The organism is Castellaniella daejeonensis (genome assembly GCF_039523555.1).
Classification (GTDB): Bacteria; Pseudomonadota; Gammaproteobacteria; order Burkholderiales; family Burkholderiaceae_B; genus Castellaniella; species Castellaniella daejeonensis.
Map to the genome: position 1 here is coordinate 200,443 of NZ_BAAAFN010000004.1, position 26,489 is coordinate 226,931.

General features: G+C 68.8%; 25 protein-coding genes. 10 read left to right on the forward strand and 15 right to left on the reverse strand.

Annotated features, from left to right (window positions below):
- Positions 1 to 84 precede the first annotated feature (84 nt).
- On the forward strand, positions 85 to 1,212 hold the full coding sequence (locus ABD022_RS01180) for a metallophosphoesterase family protein (RefSeq protein WP_343819645.1): 1,128 nt from the start codon (positions 85 to 87) through the stop codon (positions 1,210 to 1,212).
- Complete coding sequence (locus ABD022_RS01185; RefSeq protein WP_343819647.1) at positions 1,209 to 3,869, forward strand: AAA family ATPase; 2,661 nt, start codon at positions 1,209 to 1,211, stop codon at positions 3,867 to 3,869. The genes ABD022_RS01180 and ABD022_RS01185 overlap by 4 nt, the downstream gene beginning before the upstream one ends.
- On the opposite strand, the gene ABD022_RS01190 is transcribed toward ABD022_RS01185, so the two are convergent.
- A complete protein-coding gene (locus ABD022_RS01190; RefSeq protein ID WP_343819649.1) occupies positions 3,796 to 4,827 on the reverse strand; it encodes a LysR family transcriptional regulator in 1,032 nt (343 codons plus the stop codon). The genes ABD022_RS01185 and ABD022_RS01190 overlap by 74 nt on opposite strands.
- A 115-nt stretch (positions 4,828 to 4,942) precedes the next feature.
- Between ABD022_RS01190 and ABD022_RS01195 the strand changes: the two genes are divergently transcribed.
- Complete coding sequence (locus tag ABD022_RS01195) at positions 4,943 to 5,557, forward strand: FMN-dependent NADH-azoreductase (protein WP_343819650.1); 615 nt, start codon at positions 4,943 to 4,945, stop codon at positions 5,555 to 5,557.
- A gap of 24 nt (positions 5,558 to 5,581) precedes the next feature.
- Here ABD022_RS01195 and ABD022_RS01200 read toward each other — a convergent pair whose 3' ends face one another.
- From ABD022_RS01200 to ABD022_RS01220, 5 genes are all read right to left on the reverse strand, one after another.
- Complete coding sequence (locus ABD022_RS01200) at positions 5,582 to 6,379, reverse strand: RES family NAD+ phosphorylase (RefSeq protein WP_343819652.1); 798 nt, start codon at positions 6,377 to 6,379, stop codon at positions 5,582 to 5,584.
- Positions 6,379 to 6,750: an MbcA/ParS/Xre antitoxin family protein gene (locus tag ABD022_RS01205; RefSeq protein WP_325123950.1), complete on the reverse strand. Its 372-nt coding sequence runs from the start codon at positions 6,748 to 6,750 to the stop codon at positions 6,379 to 6,381. Before ABD022_RS01205 ends, ABD022_RS01200 begins: the two co-directional genes overlap by 1 nt.
- Positions 6,751 to 6,858: 108 nt before the next feature.
- Complete coding sequence (locus ABD022_RS01210; protein ID WP_325123951.1) at positions 6,859 to 7,341, reverse strand: YajQ family cyclic di-GMP-binding protein; 483 nt, start codon at positions 7,339 to 7,341, stop codon at positions 6,859 to 6,861.
- 87 nt (positions 7,342 to 7,428) lie between these two features.
- Positions 7,429 to 7,749, reverse strand: coding sequence for a branched-chain amino acid transporter permease (locus ABD022_RS01215; RefSeq protein WP_325127158.1), 321 nt, complete (start codon positions 7,747 to 7,749; stop codon positions 7,429 to 7,431).
- The gene (locus tag ABD022_RS01220; RefSeq protein WP_343819654.1) at positions 7,742 to 8,434 is read right to left on the reverse strand and encodes an AzlC family ABC transporter permease; all 693 of its coding nucleotides are present in this window, start codon (positions 8,432 to 8,434) and stop codon (positions 7,742 to 7,744) included. Before ABD022_RS01220 ends, ABD022_RS01215 begins: the two co-directional genes overlap by 8 nt.
- A 124-nt stretch (positions 8,435 to 8,558) precedes the next feature.
- On the opposite strand from ABD022_RS01220, the gene ABD022_RS01225 reads away from it, so the two are divergent.
- On the forward strand, positions 8,559 to 9,503 hold the full coding sequence (locus ABD022_RS01225; protein WP_325127162.1) for a Rossmann-like and DUF2520 domain-containing protein: 945 nt from the start codon (positions 8,559 to 8,561) through the stop codon (positions 9,501 to 9,503).
- A 46-nt stretch (positions 9,504 to 9,549) separates the two neighbouring features.
- Here the strand turns inward: ABD022_RS01225 and ABD022_RS01230 are convergent, their stop codons facing one another.
- Both ABD022_RS01230 and ABD022_RS01235 read right to left on the reverse strand, forming a co-directional pair.
- Positions 9,550 to 10,398: an EamA family transporter gene (locus ABD022_RS01230; RefSeq protein WP_325127164.1), complete on the reverse strand. Its 849-nt coding sequence runs from the start codon at positions 10,396 to 10,398 to the stop codon at positions 9,550 to 9,552.
- 18 nt (positions 10,399 to 10,416) lie between these two features.
- Positions 10,417 to 10,896, reverse strand: a complete 480-nt coding sequence (locus ABD022_RS01235) for a YbaK/EbsC family protein (RefSeq protein ID WP_325127166.1) — start codon at positions 10,894 to 10,896, stop codon at positions 10,417 to 10,419.
- A 56-nt stretch (positions 10,897 to 10,952) separates the two neighbouring features.
- Between ABD022_RS01235 and ABD022_RS01240 the strand changes: the two genes are divergently transcribed.
- Positions 10,953 to 12,215, forward strand: coding sequence for a GGDEF domain-containing protein (locus ABD022_RS01240; RefSeq protein WP_325127168.1), 1,263 nt, complete (start codon positions 10,953 to 10,955; stop codon positions 12,213 to 12,215).
- Between the two features lie 3 nt (positions 12,216 to 12,218).
- Complete coding sequence (locus ABD022_RS01245) at positions 12,219 to 13,442, forward strand: GGDEF domain-containing protein (RefSeq protein WP_325127170.1); 1,224 nt, start codon at positions 12,219 to 12,221, stop codon at positions 13,440 to 13,442.
- On the opposite strand, the gene ABD022_RS01250 is transcribed toward ABD022_RS01245, so the two are convergent.
- On the reverse strand, positions 13,383 to 14,165 hold the full coding sequence (locus tag ABD022_RS01250; protein WP_343819657.1) for a uracil-DNA glycosylase: 783 nt from the start codon (positions 14,163 to 14,165) through the stop codon (positions 13,383 to 13,385). The two genes, ABD022_RS01245 and ABD022_RS01250, sit on opposite strands and share 60 nt — an antisense overlap.
- A gap of 67 nt (positions 14,166 to 14,232) precedes the next feature.
- Entirely contained in the window at positions 14,233 to 15,636 is a 1,404-nt protein-coding gene (locus ABD022_RS01255) for an aminotransferase-like domain-containing protein (protein ID WP_325127174.1), read from the reverse strand.
- 153 nt (positions 15,637 to 15,789) lie between these two features.
- On the opposite strand from ABD022_RS01255, the gene ABD022_RS01260 reads away from it, so the two are divergent.
- Entirely contained in the window at positions 15,790 to 16,683 is an 894-nt protein-coding gene (locus ABD022_RS01260) for a DMT family transporter (protein ID WP_325127176.1), read from the forward strand.
- 32 nt (positions 16,684 to 16,715) lie between these two features.
- Here the strand turns inward: ABD022_RS01260 and ABD022_RS01265 are convergent, their stop codons facing one another.
- From ABD022_RS01265 to ABD022_RS01275, 3 genes are read right to left on the reverse strand one after another with little or no spacing between them, the layout of a single operon-like run.
- Positions 16,716 to 17,471 (reverse strand): amino acid ABC transporter ATP-binding protein, encoded by a 756-nt coding sequence (locus ABD022_RS01265; protein ID WP_325127178.1) that lies wholly within the window; start codon positions 17,469 to 17,471, stop codon positions 16,716 to 16,718.
- The gene (locus ABD022_RS01270) at positions 17,468 to 18,148 is read right to left on the reverse strand and encodes an amino acid ABC transporter permease (RefSeq protein WP_325127179.1); all 681 of its coding nucleotides are present in this window, start codon (positions 18,146 to 18,148) and stop codon (positions 17,468 to 17,470) included. The genes ABD022_RS01265 and ABD022_RS01270 overlap by 4 nt, the downstream gene beginning before the upstream one ends.
- Positions 18,149 to 18,193: 45 nt before the next feature.
- Positions 18,194 to 18,994, reverse strand: a complete 801-nt coding sequence (locus ABD022_RS01275) for an amino acid ABC transporter substrate-binding protein (protein ID WP_325127181.1) — start codon at positions 18,992 to 18,994, stop codon at positions 18,194 to 18,196.
- 228 nt (positions 18,995 to 19,222) lie between these two features.
- On the opposite strand from ABD022_RS01275, the gene ABD022_RS01280 reads away from it, so the two are divergent.
- Positions 19,223 to 19,642 (forward strand): DUF2946 domain-containing protein, encoded by a 420-nt coding sequence (locus ABD022_RS01280; protein WP_325127183.1) that lies wholly within the window; start codon positions 19,223 to 19,225, stop codon positions 19,640 to 19,642.
- Positions 19,643 to 19,822: 180 nt separating this feature from the next.
- Positions 19,823 to 21,850, forward strand: coding sequence for a TonB-dependent copper receptor (locus ABD022_RS01285; protein WP_343819660.1), 2,028 nt, complete (start codon positions 19,823 to 19,825; stop codon positions 21,848 to 21,850).
- 47 nt (positions 21,851 to 21,897) lie between these two features.
- Here the strand turns inward: ABD022_RS01285 and ABD022_RS01290 are convergent, their stop codons facing one another.
- Entirely contained in the window at positions 21,898 to 23,346 is a 1,449-nt protein-coding gene (locus ABD022_RS01290) for an NCS1 family nucleobase:cation symporter-1 (protein WP_325127187.1), read from the reverse strand.
- Between the two features lie 159 nt (positions 23,347 to 23,505).
- On the opposite strand from ABD022_RS01290, the gene ABD022_RS01295 reads away from it, so the two are divergent.
- Positions 23,506 to 24,180 (forward strand): GntR family transcriptional regulator, encoded by a 675-nt coding sequence (locus ABD022_RS01295; RefSeq protein WP_343819661.1) that lies wholly within the window; start codon positions 23,506 to 23,508, stop codon positions 24,178 to 24,180.
- A gap of 96 nt (positions 24,181 to 24,276) precedes the next feature.
- Here ABD022_RS01295 and ovoA read toward each other — a convergent pair whose 3' ends face one another.
- Entirely contained in the window at positions 24,277 to 26,445 is a 2,169-nt protein-coding gene (gene ovoA / locus ABD022_RS01300; RefSeq protein WP_325127192.1) for a 5-histidylcysteine sulfoxide synthase, read from the reverse strand.
- Positions 26,446 to 26,489 lie beyond the last annotated feature (44 nt).

The window sequence follows — 26,489 nt, forward strand, 5'->3', positions numbered from 1 at the left end:
CTCGTGCGTGACCCGGGCATTCGGGTCGCGCGCGGCGCCTGCGGGCTTTGACTCGGGGCCGGGTCCGGTGTCAATATCCCGGCCATGCCCAGATTCCTGCACACCGCCGATTGGCAGATCGGCCGCCAGTACGGCCGTTTCGTCCCCGAAGACGCCGCGGTCCTGGCCGAGGCCCGCTTCGGCGCGGTCGAGCGCATCGCCGCGCTGGCCGCGCGCGAGCAGGTCGATGCCGTCCTGGTGGCGGGCGATGTGTTCGATGCCCAGGCGGTGTCGGACCGCACCATCCGCCGCCTGTTCAATGCGCTGGGGGGCTACCGGGGCCCCTGGATCCTGATCCCCGGCAACCATGATGCCGCCCTGGCCGAAAGCGTCTGGACCCGCGCGCAGCGGCTGGGCGCAGTGCCCGACCATGCGCACCTGCTGCTGGAGCCGGGCGTGCGCGCGTTTCCCGATCTGGGGTTCGCCGTGCTGGCGGCGCCCCTGACCCAGCGGCAGACGCACGGCGATCTCACGGCGTGGTTCGACGCGGCGGAAACGCCCGAAGGGCTGGCGCGCATCGGGTTGGCGCACGGCAGTGTTCAGGGCATCCTGGCCGAGGACATCGATTCACCCAATCCGATTGCCCCGGACCGGGCGCGGCGCGCGCGGCTGGATTATCTGGCGCTGGGCGACTGGCATGGCTTCAAGCAGGTCGACGAACGGACCGTATACAGCGGCACGCCGGAGCCCGAGCGTTTCCGCGACAATGACCCGGGCCGGGTCGTGCGGGTGCATGTGCCGGGCCCCGGGCAGGCGCCGGTGGTGGAGCCCCTGGAGATCGGCCGGTACCACTGGTTGGCCTGGGATGCGACCTTGTCGGTCGCTTCCGACCTGGACGTGCTCGTCGAGCGCCTGGATGGCCTGCCACCCGATACCGTGCTGGACCTGACGCTGGCCGGGGCCATCGACCTGGCGGGCGAGCAGCGCCTGGAACAGGCCCTGTCCGTGGTCCAGGGGCGCTGCCGCAGCCTGCAGGTCCATAGGGCGGGCCTGCGGCTGGAGCCCACCGACGAGGACATGGCCGCCTTGCAGGCCGACGGCTACGTGGGCGACGTGATCGCGCAGTTGCGGCAGCGGCAGGACGCGGCCGCCGGCGAGCCGTCCGACACGGCGCGCGAGGCGCTGGCGATTCTGGCCCGGCTGCTGGGCGACCGGGCGGGAGAGCGCGCATGAAGCTGCTGCGCCTGCGGGTCGAACAAGTGCGCCAGTTCCGCGAGCCGGTGGAAGTCAACGGCCTGGAACCCGGGCTGAACTTGTTCGCCGGGCCCAACGAATCAGGCAAGAGCACGCTGGTGCGGGCGATCCGGGCAGCGTTCTTCGAGCGCTTCAAATCCAGCGGCGTGGGAGACCTGCAGCCCTGGGGCGATACCTCTGCCGCGCCCGGCGTGGAACTGGAATTCGAATGGCAGGGAGAGCGCTGGAAACTCAGCAAGCGCTTTCTCAGGCAGAAGCGCTGCGACCTGGAAATCGGCGGCCGGCATTTCAGCGGCGAGGCCGCCGAGGAAAAACTGGCGGAACTGCTGGGCTATCAATTTCCCGGCAAGGGCGCCAGCAAGGCCCAGCACTGGGGTGTGCCCGGCCTGCTGTGGATCGAACAGGGCGAGGGCCAGGAATTGCGCGCGCCGGTGGCCCATGCGGGCCATTACCTGAAATCCGCCCTGGGCGAAGGCCTGGGCGACATCGCCAGCAGCGCGGGGGATGCCCTGATCGCCCGGGTCGAGGCCGAGCGTGCGAAGCTGCTGACGTCCACGGGACGCCCCACCGGGGAATACGCCGAAGTCCTCCGGCAGCATGAAGACGCCGTGGCGCGCCTGGAGACTTTCGACCGGGACATCGCGGCCTATCGCCAGCAGGTGGACCGGCTGGCCGAACTGCGCCGCCTGCAGGCCGAGGACGCCGGCCGCCCCTGGGAGGCCTACCGCCGCCAGGCCGTCGAGGCCCGGGAGCGGCTGGCCGAAGTCCAGGGCTGGCGCCAGGCCCGGGAACGCGAGGCGCAGGCCCTGGCGCACTGCATCGCCAGCCAGGAGCATGGCCGGGATCGCCAGGCCGCCTTCGCGCGTCAGCGCCAGGAACTGGAGCAGCGTGCCGGGGACCGCGACCTGACCCGCCAGCGGACGGCCGAACTGCGGGCGGATTCGCCGCGGATCGAGGATCGGGTCCGGCTCGCGCGGGAAGACTACCGGCGAGCCGAGGCTCGCGTCGCACAGGCGCGCAGGCAGGCCAGGCGCGCCGCGCTGGCCGCCGAACAGGAGCGGCTGGCCGCCGAGCACGAGCGCCTGGAAGGCGACCTGGCCCGGGCGCGGGAAGTGCAGGCGCGGCTGCAGTCCCTGCGTGAGCGGCTGCGGGGCGTCCAGGTGGACGAGGCGGCGCTGAAGCAATTGCGGTCGCTGGACCGGACGCTGGCCGAGCTCGATGCCGTGCGCCAGTCGGCCGCCACCCGGCTGGCCTACGAGATACTGCCGCGGCAGCAGATCCGCGCGGGGGACGAGATCCTGTCCGGCCAGGGCGAGCGGCTGCTGCTCGAACCCGTCGAGCTGGACATCCCGGGCGTCGGACGGCTGCGCATCCGGCCCGGCGGCGAGGACGTGGCCGACCTGGCCCGCCGCCGCCAGCAGGTGCGGGACCGGTTCGATGCGCTGCTGGCGGGCCTGGGCGTGCGGGATCTGGGGCAGGCCGAGGAACGGGCCAGGCAGGCCCGGGAACTTGGCGAGGAGATTCGCCTGGATGAATCGCGGCTGGCCGGCCTGGCGCCCCAGGGGATGGAGGCCCTGTCCGGCCGCCTGGACCAGGCTGCGCAACGGCGCCGGGCCGTGTCCGAGGCGCTGGCCAGCCTGCCGCCGGAAGAAGCCGGAGCCGCTGGCGCAGCGCCTGATGAAGCGATCGACGAAGCCGGCGCGGAACGCGGCCTGGAATCCGCCCGGGAACGGCTGCAGGCTGCCGAGCTGCAGGCCATGCGCCACGAGCAGGCGCTGGGGCTGGCCGAGCAGGCCGGCCGGACGGCACAGGCCGAATGGCAAAGGCTCCAGGATGCGATCCAGGCGCCTGACCGCCAGCAGCAGGAACAGGACCTGGCGGTCCGGTTGGCCGAATTGAAGGCCCAGGAAACGGCGCTGCGGCAATCGCTGGACGAACTGGATCGGCGGATCGAAGCAGCGCGTCCCGCTGTCCTGGAACAGGATGCGCAGCGCCTGGCGCGCGCGGCCGATACGCTGGCGCAGGCCGCCGAGGCGCGCCGCGAGGAAGCCATCCGGGTGCAGAGCGGGCTCGAGGCTCTGGGCGCCCATGGGCTGGAGGAACAGCGCGCCGACCAGGCCCGGGAGGCCGAATTCATCGGCCGCCGCCTTGACGAACTGAAGCGCCGGGCCGAAGCCCTGGATCTGCTGCTGGATCTGCTGCGGGCCGGCCGCCAGGCGCTTACGTTACGCATCCAGGCGCCCCTGCAACGCCACCTGAACCACTACCTGCAGCTGCTGTTTCCGCAGGCGCGGCTGGATGTGGACGACGACCTGCTGCCCGAACGCCTGGTCCGTGCGGGGGCGGGTGGAACGCTGCACGAGGCGGTGGATGGGCTGAGCTTCGGCGCCCGCGAGCAGATGGGGCTGATCAGCCGCCTGGCCTACGCCGACCTGCTGCAGGAGGCGGGGCGGCCCACCCTGATCATCCTGGACGATGCGCTGGTGCACAGCGACCACGCGCGCCTGGATGGCATGAAGCGCGTTTTGTTCGATGCCGCGCAGCGCCACCAGGTGCTGCTGTTCACTTGCCACCCCGACCGCTGGCGCGACCTGGGCGCGCGGGTGCTGGAGATGGATTCCTTGCGGACCGCGTAGCCGGCGCCGCGTCCTTCGGGGCCGCGCTGCGCAGCGGAGACACTTCGGCCATGTCGCCGTTCGGGTTCTGCCCCAGCTTTTCCCCCAGGTAGTCCAGAAAGGAGCGCAGCGCCGGCGACATGCCGCGCCGCGACAGATAGGCGGCGTGCACGATGCCCGAAGCCAGGGACCATTCGGGCAGGATGCGTTCGAGCCGCCCCTGTGCGATGTCTTCGTGGCACATGTAGTCGGGCAGCATGCCGATGCCGACACCGCCCAGGATGGCGAAGCGCAGCGTCATCAGGTCATCCACGATGCAGGCGGGGCGGCAGGCCGCCTCGTGCCGCGCGCCCTGGGCGCCGAGCAGGCGCAGGCGCACCTTGCCCCCGGTCGCCGACATGCCGACCGCGTCGAAGCGTTCCAGCTCGGCGGGTTGGGCGGGGCGGCCGTGGCGCCGCAGCAGTTCCGGGCTGGCCACCAGCAGGCCGTGGCTCAGGCCGAGCTGCTTGATGATCGCGCTGCCGCTGTCGTCCAAGTTCTGGCGCACCCGCAGGGCCAGGTCCACGCCTTCCTCGGCCAGGTCGACCACGCGATTGCTGACCTGCATTTCCAGCCGCACCTTGGGGTGGCGCGCCAGGTAGTCGGGAATCAGGGGGCCGATGGTGCTCTGGGCCAGGGTCACGGGGCAGGAGACCCGCAGGGGGCCGCGCGGTTCGGCCAGGATCCGGGCGAGTTCGGCCTGGGCCTGCTCGGCCTGGTCGCGCACGGCGATGCAATGATGGTGGTACTGCTCGCCGGCCGCCGTCAGGGACAGCTTGCGTGTGGTGCGGTTCAGGAGCCGGACGCCCAGTTCGGCCTCGAGCCGCGCGATACGGCGCGACAGCCGGGAGGTGGGCAGGTCGAGCGCCCGGGCCGCGCCTGCGAAGCTGCCGTGGTCGACGACTTCTGCGAAATAGCGCATGTCGTTGAGATCGTGCATCGTCAATTCACATTATTAATAGAACAATCTATGGCTCTGATCGAATCTTATCAATTCTTGATGCCTAATGGAAAATGACGACTTTCGCAACTTCGTCATTCGAAAGAGGCTTCTCATGAAACTGCTGCACATCGATTCCAGCATCTCCGGCCAGAACTCCGTCACGCGCAGCCTGACGCGCAAGATCGTCGAGCAGCAAAAGGCCGCGAATCCCGGCCTGGAAGTGGAATACCTGGACCTGGCCCAAGAGGCGCCCGCGCCCCTGTCGCTGGACGCGCTGGGCTTCCGCCTGCCGCCGTCGGGCGAGGAACTGACCGACGTCCAGCGGCGCGAGAATGAGATTTCCGAAGCGCTGGTCAGCCAGCTGATCGCCGCCGATGTCGTGGTGATCGGCTCGCCGCTGTACAACTTCACCATCCCGGCCCAGCTGAAGGCCTGGCTGGATCGCGTGGCCCAGGCCGGCCGCACCTTCACGTACACCGAGAACGGCCCGGTGGGCCTGCTCGGCGGCAAGACCGTGATCCTGGCGCTCAGCCGCGGCGGCGTGTATTCCACCAGCGAGGCCGGCAATGCCATGGAACACCAGGAAAGCTACCTGAAGACGATTTTCGGCTTCATGGGCGTGACCGATATCCGCGTCGTGCGCGCCGAGGGCATGGACATGGGCCCCGAAAGCCGTGCGCGCGGCCTGGCCAAGGCGCAGGAAGACATCCTGGCCCTGGCGGCGTGATCCATTGCCGCGTGCCGGCCCGCATCAGGCCGGCATGGGCAGCCTGCCGTTCACCAGGAATGCGGTGAGCGGATAGACGTGGACGTCGCGCCCGCCGACCGGCTTGAACGCGACTTCGCGGGCATCCAGCTGGCACAGCCAGGGGCGCATGTCGCGGGGGGATTTCCCCGCCAGCGCCTGCGGGGTGAACAGGCCCACGCACAGGCCCTGGGCCGGGTCGCGCGCCGAGCGGTATTCGAACGCCTCGATGCCGGCTTCCCGCATGGCGGTGCCGAGCGCCTGGGTCGCCCGGTAATGCACGGGGTCCGTCAGCGCGGCCCGGTGGCCGTCGAAAGGCGGATCCTGCAGCCGCAGGCCACGTTCCGTGCGGTAGCCGACGGAGAACAGCGTGTGCTGGCTCTGGATGGCGCCGCCCGCTGCGGGGGCGTCCATGGAAAACCAGAAGACGAAGCGGTAGTAGGCCGATTCGGCCAGTGTCGCCCCGAGATCGCGGCCGCCGTAGAGCAGGCTGGGTTCGTCGGGCCGCCCGAAGCGCGACCCCCAGGGCAGCGGCGGGTAGCGGAACGGTGTGCGCAGCAGGTAGTGCAGGCGTTCGCCGCCGTCGGGCCAGGCCGGCTTGGCCGCGTCGAGCAGGGATTCGAGAATCGCCTGCTCTTCCAGCGTATCGACGTATCCCAGGGTGGCGATGTGCTCCTGGCTTTCGACCAGGCGGTGCAACAGGCCCTGGACCGGGCCGATGCTGTGCTCGCCCCCGCATTCGCGCCACAACCCGCCGTCTTCGGGAGCGGCCCGCCGCGGGCCGGCGCCGTTGCGGTCCGGCATCAGATCTTGCCCCGCATCGCATCCACGAAGCGCAGCACCGTCACCAGCCCCTGGATGGTGGCGATCTGCTCGGCCGGCACGCCGCCCGTGACGCGGTTCGGGGTGTGCATGAAATGCCGGATCCATTCGACGTCGCCGCCCGTGAGTGCGTAGAGGGCACGGGCCAGACGTACCAGCAGCAAGGCGAGCTCGCCCTGCTTGGAAGCCGGGTCCAGCGATTGCGCGGTCTTCATGCGGCTGACGGCGGTGCGGTGCATGCCCAGGACGTCGGCCAGCCGGGCCTGGCGCAGACCGAGCTGGTCCGCCGCCCGCAGGACGGCCTTGGCCAGCACGGCATCCGGCGAAGGCACGGTATTCGGCAGGGCGGTCATGGCAGTGTCCATCGGGTGTTCAATATGCACATATTATGGGTTATTTGTGCATTATGAACAAGCCTGGAGCCGGGATCCACGCCCGGCGGGCGGCCGGTGGCCGTGCGCTCAGTCGCGGAAATTCTGGAACTGCAGCGGCAGGTCCACGTCCGTCTTGCGCAGCAGGGCGATGACCTGCTGAAGATCGTCGCGTTTCTTGCCCGATACGCGCAGCTTGTCGCCGTTGATCTGGGTCTCGACCTTGATCTTGGACTGCTTCACGGCGGCGATGAGCTTTTTCGCCACCGCCTGCTCGATACCCTGGCGGATGGTGATCTTCTGGCGGGCGCCGCCCAGGTTTTCCAGCGGCTCGGCCGCATCCATGCAGCGCACGTCGATGCCGCGGGCCGACAGGCGCCCGCGCAGGATGTCCATCATCTGCTTGAGCTGGAAGGCACTGGGCGCCGACTGGGTGACGACATAGCCTTCCAGCTCGAAACGCGCGTCGGTGCCCTTGAAATCGAATCGGGTGGCGAGTTCGCGGTTGGCCTGGTCGACGGCGTTGGTGAGTTCGTGCTTGTCGACTTCGGACACGACGTCAAAGCTGGGCATGGGGCGGGCTCCTGGAAGAAGAGGGCGATATCCGATTGTAGGGGCTGCGGCGGCGTAGCCGCAGCCGTGGTGCAGCGGCCGGGCGGCCTACAGCGCCCGTAGCGCGACGTACAGCGCGGTCCCCGCGGCGATGCTCAGCAGGGTCTGGCGGGTGCGCCATTGCAGCAGGATCACCAGGGCCACGGCGGCCAGTTCCTGCCAGGGCAGGCCGTCGTGCGAGCGCGCCTGACCGGCCGCCGTGTCGATCAACAGCAGGACCATGATCGACAGCGGCAGCGAATCGCCGAGCTTGTGGACGATGGGATGGCGGCGCAGCCAGTGGCCGGCGATGAAGGGCAGGGCGCGCAGGAGTATGGTTACCAGTGCCATCAGGGCGATGGCGGTCAGGACGTAGCCGGTGTCAGTCATGGGCCGCCCCCGTGGCCGGTGCGGTCCGGGCAGGCCGCAGGGCGGCGGCCACCAGGCTGAGGGCGATGGCGATGGCCAGCGCCTGGGACGGCATCAGGATGCAGCCGGCGGCATAGGCGGCTGCCGCGATCCAGATCGGCAGGGGGTCGCGCCGGGCGCGCCATTGCTCGACGGCCAGCACGGCGAACAGGGACGCCAGCACGAAATCCAGCCCGGCCAGGCCGACCTGGGCCTGGGCGCCCAGCACGGCGCCCAGCGCGGTGCCGATCACCCACCAGCCCTGGTTCAGGGCGCTGATCAGGGCCATGCGCGGCGCCCGTTCCTTCGCGGGCAGCGCCGTCAGGACGGAATAGGTTTCGTCGGTCAGGGCGAAGATGCAGTACCAGCGCTGCAGGCGGCCGGCAGGCAGGGTGTTCAGCAGCGACAGGCCGTAGAACACGTGGCGCAGGTTCAGCACCAGGGTTGCCAGGACGATGGCGCTGAGCGGCAGGCCGGCGGCCAGCATCGGCACCATCATGAACTGGGCGGCGCCGGCGTAGATCAGCAGGCTGGACGCCAGGGCCAGCCAGCCCGGGCCGCCGGCCTGCACGAACAGGAAACCGAAGACCGCGCCCAGCGGCACGTAGCCCATGGCGACCGGTGCGGTCAGGCTGGGAATCGAAAGCGGATTCGAGGCGGAAGACATGTTCGGCAAGCAATGTGAAGAGCGGGCGCGCCAGGCGCGCAAGCCTACAATTATAGGGATTCCGGGCCGCACGCCACCGGCACGGCGCGGCCCACGCAAGGCGGAACAGGAACGAGGAACAGGCATGAACGAAGCGAGCGAATCCGGTCAATCGGTGCAGGGCATGCAGCCGGCGGCATGGGCGCCGCCCGAACCCGGTGGCCTGCGGGCAGGCTTCATCGGAGCGGGCCGGCTGGCGCGGGCGCTGTCGCTGGCCCTGCAGGCGGCCGGCGTTCCGGTGGTGCGGGCCGCCAGCCGCTCGGATGCCAGCGCCCGGGCGCTGGCCGCATCGCTGCCGGATTGCCGGGCGGACGATGCCGACGCCGTGGCGCGGGATTGCGACCTGGTGTTCCTGACCTCGCCCGATGCCCTGATTGCCGGCATCGCGCGTTCGGTGTCCTGGCGCGCGGACCAGGCGGTGGTGCATTGCAGCGGGGCCACCCCCGTTGCCGCGCTGCAGCCCGCCGCCGAGGCGGGCGCGCTGATCGGCGGCTTCCACCCCATGCAGGCCTTCGGTGCGGATCCGGGCGCGGCGCTCGCCAGCCTGCCTGGATGCACCGTGGCGATCGAGGCGGAGCCGCCGCTGGATGCCCTGCTGCACGATCTGGCCCTGCGCCTGGGTTGCGTCGGCCTGAGCCTGCCGCCCGGCGCGCGCGTGCGCTATCACGCATCGGGCGGCTATGCGTCCCAGCATGTGCATGCCCTGCTGGCCGAGGCGGTGCGCCTGTGGCAGTCCTGGGGAGCGACGGAACGGCAGGCGCTCGATGCCTTGCTGCCGCTCCTGCGGGGCACGGTGGAATCCCTGGCGCGCAGCGGGGTGGCGGCGGGCATGCCGGGCCCCGTGTCGCGCGGGGATGCGGGCACGGTGCGCCTGCACCGCCAGGCGCTGCAGGCGGTCGATCCCGAGATGCGCGACCTGTATGACCGCCTGTGCCGCCGGGGCGTGGCTCTGGCGCGCCAGGCCGGGCGGCTGGATGCGGCCGGCGCCGCCGGAGTCGAGCAGGTGCTGGACGCGCCCCCCGATCCCTGAGACATGGCCGGGGACGGCCCGGGGAATCATGCCCGGGGCGAACGTCTCAGGCCAGACGCAGCAGGGCGGCGCCCAGTACCAGGATGCAGGCGCCCAGGATGCGTGCCGGCCCCAGGCGCTCGCGCAGACACAGGCCGGCGATCAGGGTGCCGAACAGGATCGAGGTTTCCCGCAGGGCGGCGATGATGGCGATCGGCGCCAGTGTCATGGCCCACAGGGCGACTCCGTAGGACATCACGGATCCGAAGCCGCCTGCCAGGCAGGATCGCCAGTGGGCGCGCAGGTAGGACGGCAGGGCGCCGGGCCGGGCGCGCAGGCCCATCAGGGTCATGGCGCATCCCTGCAGCAGGAAGATCCACAGTGTGTAGCTGGCGGGCGCTCCCGACTGGCGGACCCCGGCCCCGTCAACCAGGGTATAGCTGGCGATGACGGCGGCGTTCAGCAGGGCGAGCCGCAGGCCCGAGGGCGCCGCCGGAATGCCCGTGGAGCGCCGCCCGATGCACAGGATCCCGCCGCAGATGGCGGCGATGCCGGCCAGGGCGGTGGGATTCAGGGCTTCATGGAACAGCGCGGCGGATGCCGCGGCCACCAGCAGCGGCGCGGTGCCTCGCATCACGGGATAGCTCGCGCTCATGTCCGCGACCCGGTAGATCCTGGCCAGGAGCCGCATGTAGACGATCTGCAGGATCAGGGACGAAAGGATGAAGGGCCAGCTTGCCGCTGCGGGCGCCGGCAGCCAGGGAAGGGCAGCCAGGGCGATCGCGGCGGATGCCGCCGCGATGCCGGTGGTGCTCAGCAAGGTGTCGGCGCTGCGTTTGATCAGGGCGTTCCAGCCCGCGTGCAGCAGCGCGGCCGCCAGGACGGCGCCGTAGACAAGGTCGGGACGGGCCGTCATGGCTGCGCGGTGCCGGGGTCAGGCGTTTGCCGGCGCGGCCGCCTGGCAGACGTCCACCCAGGAGGCGTCCGTCAGTCGGGCCAGGCGTTCGGGTTCGATGCGCACGGCGCTGCGGGTGGAGCCCGCAGCCGGCATGACGATGTCGAAATCGCGCAGGCTGACGTCGCAGTAGACCGGCAGCGGCCGGGCCAGGCCGAAAGGGCAGACACCGCCCACCGGATGGCCCGTCAGGTCGGCGACTTCGTCGGCCGGCAGCATCTTGACCCGGCCGCCGAAGGCCTGCTTGAGCTTGCGGTTGTCCAGCCGCGCGTCGCCGCGGGCCACGACCAGGACGACGGAGTCGCCGGTCTTCAGGGAAAGTGTCTTGGCGATCTGGCCGGGCACCACGCCGTGGGCCTCGGCCGCCAGGGCGACGGTGGCGGTGCTTTGCTCGAGTTCGAGAATGTCCAGGTCTGGAGCATGCTGGGCAAAAAACTGCCGGACGGATTCGATCGTCATCTAAAATTCCAGGGTTATTCCGTCTACCATCATAGGCATTTCAGATGTGAAATGCTTTGAAACAATCCGGGTTCACCGGACAGGAAAAAGAAGGCGATGGCCCGATGCTGAACCTGGATGCCCGCACCTTGCTGATCGTCGAAGCCTTCGTGCTGTTTCTCGTGGGCGGACTGATGCTGCTGGCCGCCCTGCAGGGGCGGCGCGACCGCACGCTGCTGTGGATGTCGGGCGCCCTGCTGTTGGGCGGGACGGGTTTCGTGGTCAGCATCGCGCGCGGCTCCCCGACCTGGCACGATCCCGCGATCGTGCTGGCCAACATGCTGCTGATCACCGGGCACGCCTGCTGCTGGGCGAGTCTGCGGGCCTACGCCGGCCGGCCGGTGTGGGTGGCGGCGCTGCTGGGGGGCGCCGCGACCTGGTTCGCGCTGTGCCTGTGGCCCGTGTTCATGGCATCGGATTTAGCCCGGCTCCTGGTCTTTTCCCTGCTGGCGATCGGCTATCTCGCAGCGGCCGGATGGGAACTGTGGCCCGAACGGCGCGACGATGCAGGCTCGGTGCTGCCCTTGCTGGCCGTCCTGTTCGCCCATGGCCTGTTCTACCTCTATCGCATGGTGTGGGCCGTCCGGATACCGGGCATGTCCTGGCTGCAGTGGCCGGATTTCACCGTGACCATACTGGAAGGCCTCCTGTTCGGCGTCAGCCTGTCCTTCTGCGTCCTGATCCTGGTGCGTGCCAGGACGGAACGGCGGTATCGCCATGCGGCCCTGCACGATGCGCTGACGCGGCTGCCCAATCGCCGCGCCCTGTTCGAGCAGGGTGCGGAAGCCCTGGCGCGGGCGCGCCGCGAGGGCCGGGACATGGCGCTGCTGATGTGCGACCTGGACTGGTTCAAGCGCATCAACGACGAGCATGGGCACGACGCGGGCGACCGGGTCCTGGTCCTGTTCGCTGAAATCCTGCGCAGCCGGGTGCGCGCGGGCGACCTGTGCGCGCGCATCGGCGGCGAGGAATTCGTGGTCCTGGCGCCGGACCTGGGGCCCCTGAGCACCCTGGACCTGGCGGACAGGATCCGCCGCACCCTGGCGGAACAGGCCTTCCCGGCGGCAGGCCGCCTGAGCGTGAGCATCGGCATCGCCTGCGCCTCGGTGGACGGCCATGATCTGGACCGCCTGCTGGCCTGCGCCGATCGGGCGCTCTACCAGGCCAAGGCCTCGGGCCGCGATTGCGTCCGCCAGTCGGTGGGCCTGGCCGCGGCCGGCCGGGCATCCACGGCGGTTGCCCGCATGGACGGAGCCGCCGCTCCTTACGCGGGAACCTGAGCCATGGACCATCTGGACGCACGCACGCTGTTGATCGCGGAAATCCCGGTCCTGCTGCTGGTGGGCGCCCTGATCCTGGCGGCGGCGCTGCTGGGTCGCCGCGAACGGACTCTGGGATGGACCGGCGCTTCGCTGATGCTCATGGGAGTCGGGTTCCTGCTGGGCGTGGCCGACCCTGCCAACGCCTGGGAACGATCGGTGACCGGCTTCGGCGCCTTGCTGATCCTGGCGCATGCCTGCGTCTGGACCGGGCTGCGGGCTTTTTCCGGAAAGCCGCCGCGATGGCCGTGGATCGTGGCCGGTCCGCTGGCCTGGTACGCGGTATGCCAGTGGCCGGAATTCGTGTTCTCGGGCGTGGCGCGTGTGACCGCGTACAGCCTGCCCACCCTGGCCTACTCGGGGGCGGCCCTGTGGGAACTGTGGGCAGCGCAGCGCGGCAAGAGCGGGGATGCAAAACTGGCGATCCTGCCCGCCGTCATCCTGGTGCTGCACGGTGTGCTGGCCTTTGCCCGCATGACGGCGACGCTGCTGTCGGGACCCGAGCCCGGGCCGTTGCGCCTGGATTTCCCGATGGCGGTGTTCGAAGGCATGCTGTTTTTCATCGGCATGTCCTTTGCCGTCCTGATGATGGTGGGAGCCCGCTCCGAGCGCCGTTACCGCCATGCGGCCCTGCACGATGCCCTGACCGACCTGGCCAATCGGCGCGCACTGTACGAGCAGGGCGGCGACATGCTGCGCGAAACCCTGGCCCAGGGGCGGAGCGTCGCGCTGCTGATGTGCGACCTGGACCGCTTCAAGCGGATCAACGACGATTGCGGGCACGAGGCCGGCGATCGGGTGCTGGCCGCTTTCGCCGGGGTGCTGCGCCGCGTCGTGCGCAAGGATGACCTGTGCGCGCGCATCGGTGGCGAGGAATTCGTGGTCCTGGCGCCGGACATGGATGCCGAGGGCGCCCTGAGCCTGGCGGAACGGATCCGCGAACAGCTGCGGCAATGCGATTGCCGGGTGTGCGAACCCCTGAGCGTGAGCATCGGCATCGTCTGCGCGCCGCAGGGTGGCGACGATCTGGGCGGGCTGCTGGCCCGGGCGGACCGGGCCATGTACCGGGCCAAGGAAGCGGGCCGCAATTGCGTCCGCCTGTGGACCGGAGATCCGCGGGATGGCGGCTCAGCCGCCGTAGCCGGGGACGGCGGCGGGCGTGCGGGCCAGCATCCAGTCGATGCCTGATTCACCGTGGGCCTGCAGCCAGTCGTTTGCCTGGCGGAAATGGCCGCAGCCGATGAAGGGGCGTGGCGGCCGCAGTGCGGACAAGGGCGATGGATGATTGGCGGCCAGGACTTCGACCGGGCCGGCCGGCGGCTGCATGTCCAGCAGCGCGCGCCGCGCCTGGGCATGCGAGCCCCAGAGCATCAGGACCTTGGGGCGGGCCTCGCGCAGCACCCGCATGATCAGCGCATCGGTGATGTGTTCCCAGCCTTTCCTGGCGTGCGAGGCCGGCTGGTGCGCCTCGACGGTGAGCGATGTGTTCAGCAGCAGCACGCCCTGGCGTGCCCAGCGCACCAGGCTGTTGCGCGGCGGCGTTTCGGGTTCGCCATATTCCAGGGTCAGTTCCTTGAACATATTGCGCAGGCTGGGCGGCGTGGGGCAGAAATCCGGCACCGAGAACGCCAGGCCCTGGGCCTGGTTCGGTCCGTGGTAGGGGTCCTGGCCGACGATCACCACCTTGACCTCGTCCGGCGGGATTTCGACCAGGGCGCGGAAGGGCCGCAGGGGAAAGATGCAGGCCCCGGCGGCCAGCCGTTCGGCCAGCATCGCGTCGAGACGGCCCAGGATGCCCTGCAGGTGGGGGGCTTCCAGCGTGGATTTCCAGGCGGGCGGCAGGGCATCGATCTGGGCCCGCAGGGAACCCTGGAATGCGTTGAGCACTTCGGTATCGGATGGAAGAGGCATCGTCGTTTGTCGGGATCGGAAGTTCGGGAAACGGGGAAGATCGCCGGGCCGTGTGGCGGGTCCGTGGTCAGCAAGGACAGGTCCGGATCAGTGTAGCCAGGCGCTCGGGCAGGCGGGGATCGTCCATCTGCGACACATTGAAGCGCATCATGTGCCCGGCCGTCTGCGCCAGGCTGAAGACGTTCCCGGGCGCCAGCATCAGGCCCTGCTGCAGGCCCGCCTGCGCCAGGCGCGCGCCATCGATGCCGTCCGGCAGCCGGCACCACAGGAACATGCCGTCCTCGGGTTCATGCCAGGGCTGCAGGCCCAGGGCGCACAGCAGCCGGATCGCGCGCGGCATGGCCTGGGCCAGGCGGCTGCGCAGCAGACGCGTGTGCTGCTGCCAGGCGCCGTCGCGCAGCAGGCGGGCGATCACCGCCTGCGTCAGGCCGGCGCCCGAGAACGTCGTGGCGGTGCGCAGGTCGGCCAGCGCGTCCAGCCAGTCCTCGCGCACGATCAGGTAGCCGCAGCGCAGGCTGGCCGACAGGGTCTTGGAAAAACTGCCGACCTGCACGACCCGGTCGCTGCGGTCTCCGGATGCGAGCCGGGCCGATGGCCTGGATTCGAGATCGCCGAAGATGTCGTCCTCGATCAGGATCAGGTCGTGGGCTTCGGCCAGCGCATGGATGCGTTCCGCCTTGGCGGCCGACAGCCGCGCGCCCGTCGGGTTGTGCGGTCCGGCGTTGCTGAGATAGAGGCGCGGGCGGTATTCCTCGAGCGCGGCCTCGAAGCGGTCCATGTCGGGGCCGTCGGGCGCGTGGGGCACCCCGATGATGCGGACGCGGTGAGCGCGCAGCAGCGCCAGGAAATTGAAATAGCAGGGGTCGTCGACCAGCACGGCATCGCCGGGTTCGATCAGGAAACGGCACAGGAGGTCCACGGCCTGGGTGCCTGAATCGGTCAGCAGGATGTGGCGCGGGTCGGCCGCCAGGCCGCGCGTGCCCAGGTGCTGGGCAATCTGGGTGCGCAGGGCCGGCAGCCCCAGGGCGGGCGCGTAGTCCGTCAGCGGCGCTTCGGGATCGCGCGCGACCTGGCGCAGTGCGCGGCGGATGGCATCCCGGGGCATCCAGTCTTCCGGCAGCCAGCCGCAGCCGGGTTTCAGCGCCTGGGCGCCCAGGTCCAGCGACTGCCGGGACACCCACAGGGGGTCGATCTGGCGGTCCAGGCGCGGCCCGATCTCGGACAGCGCCAGGGGCGCCAGCGGGCCGGCGACATAGAAGCCGGCGCCGGCGCGGGCGCGGATGACGCCTTCGGACTCCAGGCGCTCGTAGGCCTCGACGACGGTGGACTTGGAGACGCCGTGCTGCCGCGCCATGCCCCGCAGGGACGGCAGGCGCGAACCGGGCGGCCATTCGCGGGCAGCGATGCGCTGGCGCACGAATTGCATGATGCCGGCGGTGCGGCCCGGTGCGGGTGAATACGGAATGTCCATGGGTGGTGAACCGGCCCGCCGCGCAGGCGGTTGGGTCCGGATGGATCAGTACAGTTCGTTGATACTGTACTGCACTGTATCTGGATTCTGCCCTGGCGGCAAGGCATGCTGGAGGCCGTACCCATCTTCCGCACCTGACTCTAGGAAGCACGCATGAACACCACCACGCGCGGCTGGATCAACGGCATGATCGGCGTTGCGATCTTCAGCGGATCGTTGCCGGCGACCCGGCTGGCCGTCCTGGGGCTCGACCCCCTGTTCGTCACGGCGGCGCGCGCCGCCCTGGCCGGCTTGCTGGCGCTGGCTGCGCTGGTCTGGATGCGCAGCCCCCGGCCCGGCCTTGCCGACCTGCGCACCCTGCTGCTGGTGGCTTTCGGGGTGGTGCTCGGTTTTCCCCTGTTTTCCGCGCTGGCCCTGCGCACCATCACCTCGGCGCATTCCCTGGTCTTCATCGGTCTGCTGCCGCTGGCGACCGCGATCTTCGGCACCTGGCTGGGCGGCGAGCGGCCTTCCCGCGCATTCTGGATGTTCGCCGTGCTGGGCGCGGCCGCCGTGGCCGGGTTCGCGTTCAGCCGGGACGGTTCGGGCTCGCTGGGGGCCGATGCCCTGATGATGGCGGCCATCGTCACCTGCGGCTACGGCTACGCCGAAGGCGGCCGCCTGTCGCGCCGCCTGGGCGGCTGGCAGGTCATCTGCTGGGTGCTGGTGCTGTCGCTGCCGGTCAGCCTGCCGTTGTCCGTGATCCTGCGCCCGGCCGCGTGGGCCGGCATCCCCGCATCCGCCTGGGGCGGGCTGGCCTACGTGGCGGTCTTCAGCATGCTGGTGGGATTCGTCTTCTGGTACCGGGGGTTGGCGCAGGGCGGCATCGCCGCCGTCGGCCAGTTGCAGCTGCTGCAGCCGTTCATGGGCCTGATGCTGGCTGCCTGGCTGCTGGGCGAGCCCGTCACGCCGGTCATGCTGCTGGTCACTGTCTTTGTCGTGGCCTGCGTGGCGGGGGCGAAATACACCGCAGCGGCACCCGCGGCCGCCTCGCAGGCCGCACGCTGACGGGCCGCGTGCCCGCGAGCGCCGGTCGGTGTCTATTCGGCCGTGTCGGCCTTCAGGGTGGCCACGAAACGCTGTGTACGCGGATCTTGCGGATTCCGGAACAGGTCGGCGGACGAACCGGCCTCGATGACCTCGCCATCCTGCAGGAACACGGTCTGGCGGGCGATCTGCGCCGCCAGGCGCAGGTCGTGGGTGGCCATCAGCATGGTCATCCCTTCGGCGGCCAGGTTGCCCAGGACGGCAACCACTTCCGCGGCCAGGCCCGGATCCAGGGCCGATGTGGGCTCGTCGCACAGCAGCACGCGCGGTTCGGGCGCAAGCGCCCGAGCGATGGCCACGCGCTGCTGCTGGCCGCCCGACAGGCTGGACGGCCAGGCATCGGCCTTTTCGCGCAGGCCGACCTTGTCCAGCAATTCCAGGGCGCGGTTGCGGGCACGGTCCCGGTGCCAGCCCTTGACCGTCACCAGTCCTTCCATCACGTTCTGCACGGCGGTCTGGTGGGGAAACAGCTGGAAGTTCTGGAACACCATGCCGGTCTGCTGGCGGATGCGCTGCACCGCCGGCCGGGGCGGATGGCGCCCGGGCTGGAATTCCAGGGTTTCCTCGCCCAGCGTCAGCCGGCCCGTATCGGGCGCGTCCAGCAGGTTCACGCAGCGCAACAGGGTGCTCTTGCCGCTGCCAGACGGACCGATCAGGGCGGTTACCTGGCCCTCGGGGACGGCGAGGTCGACGCCGTGCAGCACCTCGTGCCCGGCAAAGGACTTGCGGATACCGCGCAGTTCGATCATCGCTGTCCCTCGGTGAAGACGGCATGCTGGCCGAAATGGCGTTCCAGGCGGGTCTGGGCCGCCGACAGGAAGGAACAGAGCACCAGGTAGATCAGGGCGGCCTCCACGTACAGGATCAGCGGTTCATAGGTCACGGAAGCGATGCGCTGCGCCGCCTGGAAGATTTCCGGCACGGTGATCACGGCGGCCAGGGATGTGTCCTTCACCAGGGAGATGAAGGAATTGGCCAGCGGCGGCACGGCCACGCGCGCGGCCTGGGGCAGCACCGTGCGCCGCAGCGCCTGGGCGCGCGTCATGCTCAGCGAATAGGCGGCGTCCCACTGGCCCTTGGGGATGGCCTCGATGGCGCTGCGGATGACCTCGGCGTTGTAGGCGCCCACGTTCAGCGAGAAGCCGATCAGGGCGGCGGGCAATGGGTCCAGCACGAAGCCGACACTGGGCAGGCCGTAGAAGATCACGAACAGCTGCACCAGCAGCGGTGTGCCGCGGATCAGCCAGACGTAGAAACGGACCAGCGCCACCAGCGGCGGCGGTCCGAACAGCCGCGCGATCGCGGTCAGGAATGCCAGCAGCAGCCCGGCCGCGAAGGACAGGAGCGCCAGTGGCACGGTGAATTTGATCCCTCCGACCAGCAGCGGCCAGAGGGAGTCCATCATCAAGCGTAGCCAGTCCGGCACGGTCGGGTCTCCTGCGGATCGTGTCGCGGGGAAAGCGGAACTGTCTTACTTGACCTGGGCGGACAGGTCTTCGCCGAAATAGCGTTCGGAGATCTGCTTGTAGGTGCCGTCGGTGCGCAGGGTGTCCAGCGCCTTGTCGATGGCGGCCTTCAGGGCCGGCTGGTTCTTGCGCATCAGCACGCCCGACTGGCCGAATTCGGCGCTGTTGTCGGTGGCGACGACCTTGACCTTGGCATTGGGCTGCTGCTTCTTGAAGTCCAGGAACGACAGCTGGTCATTGACGGTCGCATCCACGCGGCCGGAGGTCAGCAGGGCGATGGCGTCGTTGAAGCCTTGCACCGGCACGACTTCCGCACCGCTGCGCTGCGCGAGCTTGCCGAAATTGCTGGTGATGGTGTTGGCCGAACGCTTGCCCTTCAGGTCGGCGAACGAGTGGATCGTGTCGTTGTCGTCGCGCACGATCAGTGCGGCTGCCGAGGCGATGTAGGGCTTGGAGAAATCGAACTTGGCCTGGCGTTCGGCGTTGATGCCGACCTGGTTGATGACCACGTCGTAGCGATTCACATCCAGACCGGCGATCAGGCCGTCCCACTTGCCTTCCACGAATTCCGCCTTGACGCCCAGCTGCTTGGCGATCGCCCGGGCGATATCCACGTCGAAGCCGACCAGTCGGTTGTCCTTCGTGTCGTGGTAGGAAAAGGGCGCATAGGTGCCTTCGGTGCCGATGCGCAGGACGCCGGCTTTCTGGATGGCGGCGAGATCGTCGCTGGCCGCCTGGGCAGCCGGCGCAGCCGACAGCAGGGGGATCAGAGAGGCAAACAGCAGTGCGGAGAGTGTTTTCTTCATGATGGACAGGTGAGATTCAATTAATTCAAGGGGTTATATGAACGCCGCGTTTTATTGTTTTTCATTCTAATGAGATGTCCTTCAGGCCGCAAAGGTTTTCAACCTATCTGCATATCGCCTCCGGAAATATAGATTCTCACCGGACCGGTTCCGCGGCGAGGCCGGCGCCAGCAGCCGCTCGCACGGCTTGACTGGCGTCAACCATGGCAAGCGGCATGCCGCCTTAGAATGCTGTCCATGCGACATGCGGGCAAGCGTACACGCGGATGCATCTTCATCCACTGGCTTCTTGTCCTGGGGCTCTGGCTTCAGGTCGTCGGGCCCGTGTTCGCCGGCATTCCGTCGCCCGATCCCCTGCGGGGCGTGCAGGTCGTGGCCTGCACGCCGGCCGGCATGGTGGTCATGGACCTGTCGGCCGATCCGGACGATACCGACGGTTCCGGTACCTCGCGCATGCTCCGGACGGGCCATTGCCCGCTGTGCGCCACCCATCCCGTTCCTCCTGCGGTCGACATGGCCGGCACTCCCGTGCCGGTCGCGCCCCGGGTCCGCCCCGCGGCAGGGTTCGACGAAACTCCCTGCGCCGCCCGGATTGCCGGCACCTGGGAATGGCCGCCCGCGCGCTGTCCTCCTTCTCGTTCGTGCTGAAACCCTGATTTTTGCCGCCGGCCCGCCCCAAGGCAAAACGGCCCCTTGTGGGCAGCAAGCCGAAGGCGCGGCGTGGGGGCACATTCTTGTTTTCAGGGCCACCCCGGCCTGGCGTGCCGTCGGCATGCGGGTCGTGGGCGGCCCTGGATGTTCTTCAGCCTTTTCACGATCGAGACTTTGATGAAGAAGGAAACGATTTGGGTTGCCGGGATTCCGGCTGCCCTGGTGGCGCTCGGCCTGCCGCAGGCCGCGCTGTCCCAGCCCGTGCGGGCGCTGTCCCCCGTGGTCGTCACGGCGCCTGCCGCCGATGAGCCCCTGGTGGTCCGTACCGATCCCAAGGCGCCGCGCCAGCCCGTGCCTGCCCATGACGGCGCGGATTTCCTCAAGAGCATTCCCGGGTTTTCCGTGATCCGCAAGGGCGGCACGGACGGCGATCCGGTGTTGCGCGGCTTTTCGGGGTCGCGCCTGGGCATTCTCCTGGACGGCCAGGAGATCTATGGCGGTTGCGGCGGGCGCATGGACCCGCCCACCGCCTACGTCTATCCCGAATCCTACGACCGCGTCACCGTCCTCAAGGGACCGCAGAGCGTGCGGTACGGTGCGGGCCAGTCGGCCGGCGTGGTGCTGTTCGAGCGCGATGTGAAGCGCATGGAGACCTTCGGCTGGAAAGCCGACGGCAGCCTGACGCTGGGCAGCTTCGGGCGCAACGACCAGATGGCCGATGTGCTGGTCGGCAATCCGCAGGCGTATGTGCGCGCCGGCGGCACCCGTGCCCAGGCCGGCGACTACCGGGATGGCGACGGCAACCGCGTGCATTCCGAATACCTGCGCTGGAGCAGCCATGCCGCCGTCGGCCTGACGCCGGACGACAAGACGCGCATCGAACTGTCCGCCGCGCTCAGCGACGGCCGCGCGGCCTATGCCGACCGCAGCATGGACGGCTCGAAGTTCAGGCGCGAGAACGTCTCGCTGATGTTCGAGCGCAAGCGCATGGGCGGCCTGGTGGACGCCATCGAGGGGCAGGTCTACTACAACTACGTGGACCACGTGATGGACAACTACACCCTGCGCGACGTGCCGTCGGGCAAGATGAACCCGTATATGGCCGGCAATCCCGATCGCCGCACCACGGGCGGCCGGCTGAGCGCTACGCTGCGGCCGGCCGAGTCGTGGGAACTGGTCGTCGGCGCCGATGCGAAGCAGGACGTGCACCGCGGCCGGGGCAGCGGCATGCAGGCATCGGCCGATGCCGCCGACGCCGCCTTCCTGGCGGCACCCCGGGTCGAGGACATGCGCTTCGAGCAGCATGGCGTCTTCGGCGAAAGCACCTGGTTCCTGACCGGGGCGGATCGCGTGGTCGGCGGGCTGCGTGTGGACTGGGTCGAGGCGCGCGACAAGCGGGCTCCCGGCAAGTCGGCCACTGCGGGGCGCGACAACGACCGTACCCTGACCAGCGGCTTCCTGCGCTATGAGCGGGACTATGGCGACAACAGCACCTGGTATGCCGGCGTGGGCCATTCCGAGCGGTTCCCCGATTACTGGGAGCTGATGAAGGGCAGCCCGGACGGCTCCAACAGCGCCTTCCTGTCCACCAGGCCGGAAAAGCTCAACCAGCTGGATATCGGCACGAACTGGCGCAGCGGGCCCTTCGCGCTGTCGGCCTCGGCCTTCTACAGCCGGGTCGACGACTACATCCTCATCGACTGGAATCGCAGCCAGACCCGCAACGTCGACGCGGAAGTCGTGGGCGGCGAACTGGATGCCTCGTGGCAGTTCCATCCGGCCTGGCAGGGGGTGGCCAGCCTGTCGTACGTGCATGGCCGGAATCGCACGGACGACACGGCGCTGGCCCAGCAGCCGCCCCTGGAAGTTCGCCTCGGGCTGAACTATGCCCAGGGGCCTTATTCCGCGGGCATGCTGTGGCGCCTGGTGGCTGCGCAGGATCGCTACGACAAGGGCATGGGCGGCATTGCCGGCAAGGATCTCGGCCCCACCGGCGGCTTCGGCGTGCTGTCGTTCAATGCCGGCTGGCGGCCCAGCAAGACCGTGCTGCTGACCGCCGGCGTGGACAACGTCCTGAACAAGACCTACGCCGAACACCTGTCGAAGTCGGGCGCTGACATTCCCGGCAGTGCGTCGTTCCTGAACACCCGGATCAACGAACCGGGCCGGGTCTTCTGGCTGAAGGCGCAGATCGCGCTGGACTGACCGCCGTAGCCGGCGGGAAGAGCGGCCCGTACGGGCCGCTCGAATGTTCAACCGTGCGCGTGCGGGTGGCGCATGACGGGCATCCGGGACAGCGGGTAGTACAGCCCCGCGCCGATGGCCACGCCGAAGAACCAGCCGTACGTGCCCCACCAGGGCGGGAACCAGTCGGTCAGGTGCGGCAGGATGCTGCAGAACAGGCCGCCGATGATCGTGGCGATCAGCGCGGCAAGGTTCCAGCCCCTGTGGTACTGGTAGGCGCCGTCCTCGCGGTACAGATCGGCGACCTGGATCTGGCCCTTGGCGATCAGGTAGTAGTCCACCAGGATGATGCCCAGCAGCGGCCCCATGATGGCGCCGATGGCGTTCACGAAGACGGCAGCGTTGCCCTCCCAGGGCGCGAAGGGGTACAGGCACAGGGCGATCACCGCCGTGATGTAGCCGCCGCCCTTGAAGCTGATCTTGTGCGGGAAGGCATTGGAAATGTCGAAGGCCGGCGACACGAAGTTGGCGACGACATTGATGCCCAGGGTGGCCACGGCGAAGGTCAGGGCGGCCAGCAGCGCAAGGAACCAGCTGTCGAACTTGGCGGAGATCTGCTCGGGGTGCAGGAGGACTTCGCCATAGACCTGGTAGGCGGCGATCGTGGTCACGCCGGCGACCAGCGAGAACAGGATCAGGTTGACGGGCAGGCCCCAGAGATTGCCCTTGCGCACCACGGCCTTGCTGGGCGCATAGCGGGAAAAGTCGCAGAAGTTCAGGTACAGCGCGGCGAAATAAGTGATCCAGGTGGCGCCGACCGCCATCAGTGCCGAGACGGAGCCGGGTTCGCCCGACACCCCGGCATCGCGGGTCTTTTCCAGCAGCAGATCGGGCGCGATGCCATGGTCCAGGGAAAACCCGCCGGCCTTGACCACCAGGCCGATGGCCAGCACCAGCATGGCGATCCAGACGGCCGGGCCGGCCCAGTCCTGGAATTTGCGCACGGTCTCCATGCCGTTCTGGATGATCAGAAGCTGCAGCGCCCAGACGACCACGAAGCAGATGACGTCCAGCGTCGAGTGGCCCAGCATGTGCGAGGTCTGGTGGAATTCCAGCAGCGCCTCGTTGCGGGTCAGCAGTGCGACGATGGCCCACGAGGCCGCGGCTGTCTGTGCACCGTACCAGAAGCAGGCCACCACCGCGCGCACCAGGGCGGGCAGGTTGGCGCCCCAGACGCCGAACGAGGCCCGCGCCAGGACGGGATAGGGCACGCCCGTCTTCACGCCCGCGTAGCCGATCAGGTTCATGATCGCGAAGATCACCAGCGAGCTCAGGCCGATCGCGATCAGGAAGTTGGTGAAGCTGCCGCACAGCAGGAACAGGCTGGCCGCCAGGTAGTATCCCCAGAGGCTGTGGACATCGGATGTCCAGACATTGAAGATGCTGAAGGCACCCCAGGTGCGCTCCCGGGCGGGCGCCAGGTCCTCGTTGTACAGGCCGCGTGTTGCGTTTTCCATTCCCTTGTCTCCAGACGGTGGATCATCGGTCCCTGTAGTCGGTTTCGTTCCGAAGGGATTCCTTTGAGATTTCATCTGACATGTTTCGTTATATGCAAGATGATATTTTGCGTATAATAAATCGCATATGACGAGAAAAAACATAGGAATAACCCTGTCATGAGCAAGAAGTACCCAGGCGAAATGCTGTTGGCCGACCAGGCTTTCATGGCTTTGCGGGATCTGCTGCTGCGGGGCGAAGTCCGGGCCGGGCAACTGGTTTCGATCGCGGAACTGGTGGAAAAGACCGGCCTTCCGCTGGCGCCCGTGCGCGAGGCGGTGAAACACGCCGAGTCCACAGGCCTGGTGCGGATCCTGCCCAAGCGCGGGGTGCTGGTCATCGAGCCGACGCCGGACACGATCCAGTCCTGTTTCCACCTGCGTTGCATGCTTGATCAGGAAGGCGCCCGGATACTGGCCGCCCGGCTGGGAGAAGCGCCGATGCAGGCCCTGCGCGAAGAGCACGCCGCCGTCCGGGACCAGGCATCCGAAGGCATCACGCCGGAACTCCAGCAGTGGGCCATGGCGGTCGACTGGAAGCTGCACCTGGCCCTGTCCTCGGCGTTGGTCAATCCGCTGGCGGCCAGGGTCTACGCCAGCAACTACGACTGCATCACCGTGCTGCAGCAGTCGCGCCGGCTGCTGCCCGAGCGCATCATTCCCGCCATGGACGAGCATCTGCGGATCATCGATGCCGTGCTGGCGGGGCACGAGGAAGACGCCATGCGGGCGGTGCGCGCCCATCTGGCGGGCACCTTGCGCTGGTGGGGCATCGGTCTGTACGAAGAAATCTGATCCCGCCGCAGCCGCGCCGCCGGAACGGGACGCTTCCGGGCGCGGCCCCCGCCGTTGCAGCGGATGCGCGCGCCCGGGACGGGTCGCCGCCCGGGCCTAGTCGCCGAGGCGTTCCCAGATTGTCAGTTCGGACAGCGTGTGCTGGAACTTGCGCCGCGTTTCCCGGATGACGAACGGCACGTCGGCAGGGCCGTCCAGCAGGCGGAAATGCGGCGCCAGGCGGTCCTTCAGGCCATCCAGCGTGGTGTAGTTTTCCGCGTCCTTCTTGAATCCGCCCAGCCATGCCGCGCGCGGCGTGTGCTCTTCAAGCCAGGTATAGGGCGAGGCGATCACCAGCAAGCCGCCCGGGACGATGCGCTCGTGGATCTGGTCCAGGAAGCGCGCCGGGTCGTACAGGCGGTCGATCAGGTTGGCGGCCAGGACCAGGTCATAGTCCGTGAGTTGCGGCTTCAGGTTGCAGGCATCGCCCTGGAAGAATTCCACCCGGTCGATCGTGTCGAGCAGGCCCAGTTCGGCCAGCGTCCGGCTCTTGTAGGACACCAGCTCGCCTTCGTCGGCCAGGGTGTAGCGCAGCTGGCCGCTCTGGATCAGCTGCACGCCCTGGTTGATGAAGCGGGCCGAGAAATCCACCCCCGTGACGTGCTCGAAGACCCGGGCCAGCTCGAAGGTGGCCCGCCCCGATGCGCAACCCAGGTCCAGGGCGCGGCGGCGCGGGCGATCGCCCAGGGCCGCGATGGCCCGCTGCGCCAGCGTCTGCGGGAAATTGGGCACGCCGAAATACGAATCGCCGTAGTGGAATTCGGCGTATTCGGACATCAGCTTGTCGGTTTCGTAATAGGCGGCCGGCGCCTCGGCGGGCGCGTGGGACACGACGTAGCGGAAGCCCGCATGCTGGAAGAAGTGGCGCCGGAAGGCATACCGTGAGGCGCGCACGGCCTCGTTGCCGCAGGAAATCCAGGAGCCCCCCTTGATCAGGTTGTGGCGCCCGTCGAAGGTCGGCGTGGTGAAATCGTCGTAGATCGGGTGGACGTCGAAGCCGTCGAACGGATAGGTGGGCGTTTCGGTCCATTGCCAGACATTGCCCACCACGTCGTACCAGTCGCCATGGCGCCAGGTGTCCACCGGGCACGACGAGGCGCCGTGGTCCAGGTGCAGATTGGCGGCACAGGGCTGGCCGTCGGGATCGCGCAGGCCGGCGGCGTCGTACAGCCGGTACCACTCGTCTTCGGTGGGCAGGCGCACGGGCTGGCCGGTCTCGGCCGCTTTCCAGTTGCAGAAGGCCTTGGCTTCCAGGTAGTTGACCTCGACCGGCCAGGACCAGGGCATGGGGATTTCCTCGGTCATGAGGCGCAGGAACCAGCCCTGGGTCTTCTTGACCCAGAAGGTGGGGTGTTCCGCCTGGCTGTAGGCCAGCCACTGGCGGCCCTCGTCGGTCCAGTCGCGGTGGTTGCGGTAGCCGCCCGCCTCGACGAAATCCAGGAATTCCCGGTTGCTGACCAGGTAGCGTCCGGCTTCGAAGGATTCGATCTCGGCAGTGTGGGTGCCGTATTCGTTGTCCCAGCCGTATTGCGGGTCGTCGAAGGCCTTGCCCACGCGCACCGTGCCGGCAGGCACGCGCACCAGGCCGTTTTCGGGCGCATCCGTGCCGGTGCGGGAAACAACGGGTGCCCATTCGGGCACCGAACGCACGTATTTCAGCGCGTGCTGGCGGATCAGGACGGAGGACGTTTCCAGGTGGATGCGCTCGTGCTCGACGCCCATGATGATGGCCCACCAGGGATTCTGCCAGTTGATCGGCGATTGCAGCGGCGCATGGTCGATCAGGTCCAGGACCAGGGCGCGCACGCGGCCGCGGTAGGCGCGGACTTCGGCCACGGAGGGCCAGTCGTAGTGGGCGTCGTCCAGGTCGTCCCAGCTCATTTCGTCCACCCCGACGGCGAAGATCGATTCCAGCCGGTGGTCCAGGCGCTGGTCGATCAGGCGCGTGAGCATCAGCTTGTTGACGAAGAAGGTCGCGGTGTGGCCGAAGTAGAAGATCAGCGGGTGGCGCAGGGAGATCGGCTTGATGAAATAGGCTTCGTCGCTGGCCAGGCACTGGAACAGGGACTCGTAGCGGTCGAACGTGTCCAGGAAATAGCGCCGCATGGAGGCGCGCAGGCGGTTCGTGTCCGGCTCTGCAAGGTTGGGCGTGCGCGTGAACAGGGCGCCGGGCGCGGTACCGGGTTCGGGAGAGGAAGGCTGTGGCGCGGCGGTCGTGTGCATCATCGGATTCCTGGCGGATTGGATACGGTCGTTGCCTGGCGGCGTGC